We start from the raw sequence: 5,270 nt of genomic DNA, 5'->3' as shown, positions 1-5,270 counted from the left end.
GATTTCCCTTATCTTCTCATCTGCACCTGAATTTATTGATATTATTACTGTTCTTTCTCCTTCCTTTTTTGCCCTGAATTTTTTAAGAATCAGAGATGAAACTTCATAAAGCTCTGCAAATGCAATTTCAGGGTTTTCCCCTGAAAAAACAAAAAGGTATTCCTGCATGGAAAATGAAAAATCAGGTTATGGTTAAATATGTTTGTGCTTTCCGGCATTTATTTTCAATATTGACAAAAAATATAAAGAGAGGGTGCCAAATCATGTAAGATGATGGGGCGCCCTGTTAAATCAGAAATAAGGGAAAGGATAATTGACATTTTATATGTGATAAAAGAGGCTTACGGCTATGAGATTTATCAGTATTACAAAAACCTCTTTCCAAAAATAACCATGCGCTCAATATATTACAATCTTGAAAAAGGAGTTGCGCTTGATGAGATTGAGATTTCCAGAACTGAAAAAACAGAAGGAAAATACAGCTGGGGAAATGTTTCTGAAAGGAATTATTACCGGCTTGGAAAAAATGCAATGGCAAACCCAGATGGAGAACTGATAAGAAAAATCAGCAGATTAAAGACGGAATTAAAAAAGAATTAAAAAAAAATTAATGGAAAAAATCATAAAATATGGACCGGCCGGGAATCGAATAATCCTTTAGAAAAGCATTAATGGAAAAACGCAAGTGCCATTTTTGCACAGCAAAATGGCACGGCAATACCGGCAGGATAAAATTCTTTCCTGCAGAACCCATAGAAATATGGACCGGCCGGGAATCGAACCCGGAGCCTCTGCCTTGCGGAGGCAGCGTTATACCGTTTAACTACCGGCCCGTTTGTATTTTAGAGTAATTCAGCGCTGTTTTTTTAATTTATCTGTTTTTTCCTTAATCTTCCTGAAGAATCCGAAAAGGGCGTATGCCTCGCTTTTTGACAGCATTGACTTTCCAATCACCCTTTTCCAGACAATCTTCTGGGTTTCCCTCTTCCTTGCATCTGAAAAAGGCAGAATTTTAATTGCCTTTCCTATTTCAGAAAGCAGCGCTTTCTTCTCCTCTTTCTTTGCATCAGGAATCCTCTTCTTTACCCTTCTTGAAAGCCCTGCCTTGGATATTTCATAGAGCACAACTGCAACTGAGTGCGAAAGGTTCATCACAGGATATTTTTCATAAGTTGGTATGGTGATTGCAAAGTCGCATTTTCTTATTTCAGAATTTGTAAGTCCTGAGCCCTCCCTTCCAAAGAGTATTGCAATATTGCTTTTGCTGTTTTTTCTTATTCTTTCAGAGGCCTCTTCAAGGGTTATTGGGGCTCTTATTATGTTTTTCTCTCCCCCGAATCTTGATGTTGTTGCGATAATGCAGTCAAAATCTGCTGGAATTCTCTTTTCTGCCTTTGCTTTTTTCAGGATGTCAAATGCGTGCTTGCTGACTTTTTTTGCCTCATCTCCAAGATAACTGCATTTGGGGTTCACAAGGATAAGCCTGAAAAAGCCGAAGTTTTTCATTGCCCTTGCAGCAGCGCCTATGTTTTTGGGGTTTTCTGGCTCCACTAAAACTATTGTTATCATTATTCTTGTTAAATCAGAAAGATTTAAATAAAAAGATTTGGTTTTTAAGTTATGAGGTGGTATTAATGGCGAGGGCAGACATTCCGCTTGCAATTATGGAAAAAATCGTGAAGGATGTTAATCCAAAAATCAGGGTTTCTGATGCTGCGAAATCTGCCATGTCTGACTTCATAGAGGAGGTTTCCAAGCAAATCGCAAGAAAATCCATAAGCTATGCTGAACACGCGGGCAGAGTTACCTTGAAGGATGTGGATGTGAAAAAGGTAAGGGAAGAAATGTCAAGAGTTCTCTTTATTTAGACAGTAACCTTCATGAAATCATATGCGCAGATTGTGTTTGCAAAGTAGTTCTGCGCCTCTTCCAAAATCTCGTCAGTTGACTTGTATCTCTGGCTGAAGTGCGTGAGTATAAGCTTCTTTGCGTTTCCGCCTGATGCAATCATTCCTGCGTCTTTTGCAGTCATGTGTGTGTATTCCTCTGCCTTCTCATCAAACCCAATTCCAAATGTGGCTTCAGATATCAGAACATCAGCATCCCTTGCAATAGAGAGGCAGCTGTTGCACTTGTTTGTGTCAGATATGTATCCAATGATAATTCCTTTCTGCATGTATGTTATCATTGACGGTGTTATCTTTTTGCCGTTGAAAACTATTGTTTTTCCTTCCTGAATCTCCCCGATGAGCGGCCCTTCTGAAAGCCCGAGTTTTTTTGCCTTTGCCATTTCAACTTTTCTTTTGTCCTTTTCCACAAACCTGAAGCCGAGGCACGGCACCTTGTGCTCAAGGGAATATGCCTCAAGGGAATACTCGCTGTTTTCAAAGAATTTTTTCTTCTTCACCTCAATTATTTCCAGGTCAAGCTTGTTGAGGAAGTAGAATGCCTTGAACAGGTGCTTTATGTTGCTCTTTGTGCCTTTTGGCCCGAATATCTGCAGTTTGGAGTCATAGCCGTTTGATGCAAGCGTCTGAAGCAATCCCGGAAGCCCAAGCACGTGGTCGCCGTGCCAGTGGCTCAAAAGAATTTTATTTATCCTGTTGGGATTTATCCCTGCAATCTTGAGCTGCCTCTGGGTTCCCTCCCCGCAGTCAAAGAGAATGCCTTCTGAATTGTGGCTGAAGAATATTGCCGAATGATTCCTTTCCTTTGTGGGGACCATACTTGATGTTCCCAAAAAAACTATTTCTGCCATGTCTTTTTTGTAGAGAGGAAGTGTATAAATATCTTTGTTTTTCTGCCAGAAATTTTTTAGAATCAGTCTTCTCTCATTATCAGGCAGTATGCATACGGAATCCCCGCTATTTCCCTGACCCTGCCTTTTTCAATCATGCCCTTCTTTACTGCGAATGAAATTGACTCTTTTCCAACTATATTTACGGTGTACGCCTTCCCTGCTGCATCAATGATTTCCTGTTCTGTTGCTTTTTCCCCACGGTAAAAATCCGCTGAAAGGTCAAGCTGCAGCCCGTTTTCCTCAAATTTTTTACCTGCGAGGGAATCATCTGACAGTGCAATTATGGACTTTCCTTCTGCCCTGTGAATTTTAAGAATCATTTTCCTTACTTCAGTGTTTCAACAGGATATCTTGCCCCGCACGCCTGGCACTTTAGAAATGTTGCTTCCTTTTCCTTTATGATAGATGTGTCTGGCCTCTTGCATTCCCTGCAGATTACAAATGTCTGGGCATACTGCTCTATCTTCTGGTTTATCATTTCCGCTGAAATCTTTCTTCCGATTATGAAACTGCTGCTGGTTATCTCTCCCGGAGTTGCAAGCTCCCTTAAAACGAATTTGAGAAGATGCTCCGGCTCCCTGCGCAGAGTGGTTGCTATTGCGTAAAAATTGCTTATTACTGTCCTGTTTCCCTGTATGTGCCCGACAACTTTTGGAATCTCGAACCTTTCTGATTTGAGAAGCGATTCAGGTATGTTTTTCCTTGCCCGCTCAAGCATATCTTCGTAATCCATGACTTTTGGGGCATCTCTCTCAATATTTAAAGGTTTCTAAAGAATCTGCTGCGTATTAAATTGCTTCAAATCAGAATTTTAATGCAAAATCGGCGATTATACTAAAGAAGAAATAGATTATTTGTTTGAATTATTCAAAAAAAAACTCTATCCGAACCATTTTCCGAGCCCTTCCTGCTTTTCCTTGTCTTTTCCGAAAACCCCTTCCACCCTTCTTTTGACAAGTTCAAGGCTGTGCTTGAGGTATTGGGGAACATTGTATTTTTTTGCTAGGCTGATGCTGGGTTCAAGGTATTTCAGGACAAATCCTTCTGAAACTGTGAAAATCAGCTTTCCTCCGCATTTTGTGCATATTCCTGAAAGGGGCGGCCTCCTGTATTTTGCGTTGCAGCTTACGCACCTGAACTGCTGCATTGAGAACTTTCTGAGGTTTCCTTTTATGTCTTTCATGAAATGCTTTTCAATCACAAGCCTTGCCACGTCAGATGCATTAACTGCCCTTATCATCTCTGCAAGCTGCATCTGCCCGATGAGCTTTTCTTCCATCGATGGTATTGTCTTGTATGCAGAGCATGTCACCCCTGAATTCATGCTTTTTACATCGTGGGTGAAATGCATGCCCTCATACTGCCTTTCTGTCCCTAAGCGCCCTGCAAGAGTATCCATCTTTACTGTTCCTGGCATCTGGTATTTTTCGCATGCCTCGTAGAACTCAAGGGGATATGAGCTTCCCACATCAAGCTTCTGCACCATGTCATCAACTTCTGCAGGAACTATTTTTGATGTTAAAACAAGGGGAGAATCCATTGTTCTTGAACCCCTCTTGTCTGGAAGATACTGCCTTGAAAAATTAATGAGCGCATCCATAAGAAGGATAACGCAGTTTTCATCTCCGTCGCAGTCTCTCCTTTGGGCTGCGTGCCACAGGGGATGCGCAAAACAGCCCTGCGTGTTTGAGAATCCGATTACCCGCCCTATTATTCCTGCAGAGATGTGCGGAGCAAGCCCTATTACAAGTGTTCCTATCAGGTCTTCCCTTGTCTTGAAATTGTAAAACGGCTTAAGCCCGTATAATGTTGAAAGCATTTCATCTACAAAATGTGATATTCTCAGAAGAACTTCATCTGCAGGCAGATCCATTGAGTACTGGGCTCCTGGAAGGATTATGTCCTGGGGCTTTATCTCAAGAAGCTGCTCTGGATTTTCAAGCTCTTTTCCGTAAATGTCCTTTTCATACCCGAGCTCCTTCATTTTTGCTATGGATGTTCCTATCTCTCCTGACCTGAAATGGGTTATCGGGAGTTCAGTCATGTCATATCTTGTTGTTCCGTCTTTGTTCACGTAAATCTCGTGCTTTGCCCGCAGGATTCCCTTTGCAAGATTCTCGGGAAGGTGGTTCTTGTTGGATGTCCCCCTTACTCCCTTTATGAGGTCAGGGAGGACTTTTATTCCCAATTTTGACATTGCAGAGCTCATATAGTGGTTTATGTCAATAATCTGCTTCTTGAAATGCAGTGCGTTTCCGTGCGGGCATGTTGGTTTTTCAATGTCTCCGCACTGCTCGCAGAAATAGAGCATTTTCGCCTTTTCGCCGCAGTTTTCACATACGGGAAATATTGTTTTGTTTCCGCATTTTGGGCATATGAATATCGGAAGCTCTGCAACAACGGTTTTCTTGTCCATTGCCTGTTGGAAGCTTCTCATCTTTCCGCCTTCTTCGCCTACTGGGAAGAGGGT

At 41.7% G+C, this 5,270-nt stretch carries 7 protein-coding genes and 1 tRNA gene; 2 read left to right on the top strand and 6 right to left on the bottom strand.

Annotation, left to right across the window (positions count from 1 at the left end):
- Window positions 1-270 precede the first annotated feature (270 nt).
- Window positions 271-600: a hypothetical protein gene (locus tag NTV63_02580; GenBank protein ID MCX6709818.1), complete on the top strand. Its 330-nt coding sequence runs from the start codon at window positions 271-273 to the stop codon at window positions 598-600.
- A gap of 161 nt (window positions 601-761) precedes the next feature.
- On the opposite strand, the gene NTV63_02575 is transcribed toward NTV63_02580, so the two are convergent.
- Window positions 762-833, bottom strand: a tRNA-Ala gene (locus NTV63_02575).
- Between the two features lie 19 nt (window positions 834-852).
- Window positions 853-1,569: an RNA methyltransferase gene (locus NTV63_02570; protein ID MCX6709817.1), complete on the bottom strand. Its 717-nt coding sequence runs from the start codon at window positions 1,567-1,569 to the stop codon at window positions 853-855.
- A gap of 65 nt (window positions 1,570-1,634) precedes the next feature.
- Here NTV63_02570 and NTV63_02565 point away from each other — a divergent pair, with 65 nt between their 5' ends.
- Complete coding sequence (locus tag NTV63_02565; GenBank protein MCX6709816.1) at window positions 1,635-1,868, top strand: NFYB/HAP3 family transcription factor subunit; 234 nt, start codon at window positions 1,635-1,637, stop codon at window positions 1,866-1,868.
- On the opposite strand, the gene rnz is transcribed toward NTV63_02565, so the two are convergent.
- From rnz to NTV63_02545, 4 genes are all read right to left on the bottom strand, one after another.
- Window positions 1,865-2,758, bottom strand: a complete 894-nt coding sequence (rnz, locus tag NTV63_02560) for a ribonuclease Z (protein ID MCX6709815.1) — start codon at window positions 2,756-2,758, stop codon at window positions 1,865-1,867. The two genes, NTV63_02565 and rnz, sit on opposite strands and share 4 nt — an antisense overlap.
- A 62-nt stretch (window positions 2,759-2,820) precedes the next feature.
- A complete protein-coding gene (locus tag NTV63_02555) occupies window positions 2,821-3,120 on the bottom strand; it encodes a DUF424 family protein (GenBank protein MCX6709814.1) in 300 nt (99 codons plus the stop codon).
- 5 nt (window positions 3,121-3,125) lie between these two features.
- The gene (locus NTV63_02550) at window positions 3,126-3,533 is read right to left on the bottom strand and encodes a translation initiation factor IF-2 subunit beta (GenBank protein ID MCX6709813.1); all 408 of its coding nucleotides are present in this window, start codon (window positions 3,531-3,533) and stop codon (window positions 3,126-3,128) included.
- A 147-nt stretch (window positions 3,534-3,680) separates the two neighbouring features.
- The coding region (locus NTV63_02545) for a DNA polymerase II large subunit (GenBank protein MCX6709812.1) at window positions 3,681-5,270 on the bottom strand (1,590 nt) is incomplete at its 5' end.

It is taken from the genome of Candidatus Woesearchaeota archaeon, from assembly GCA_026394965.1.
Classification (GTDB): domain Archaea; phylum Nanobdellota; class Nanobdellia; order Woesearchaeales; family 0-14-0-80-44-23; genus JAPLZQ01.
The sequence above is the reverse complement of the archived record's forward strand: the minus strand, read 5'-3'. Positions and strand labels throughout refer to the sequence as shown.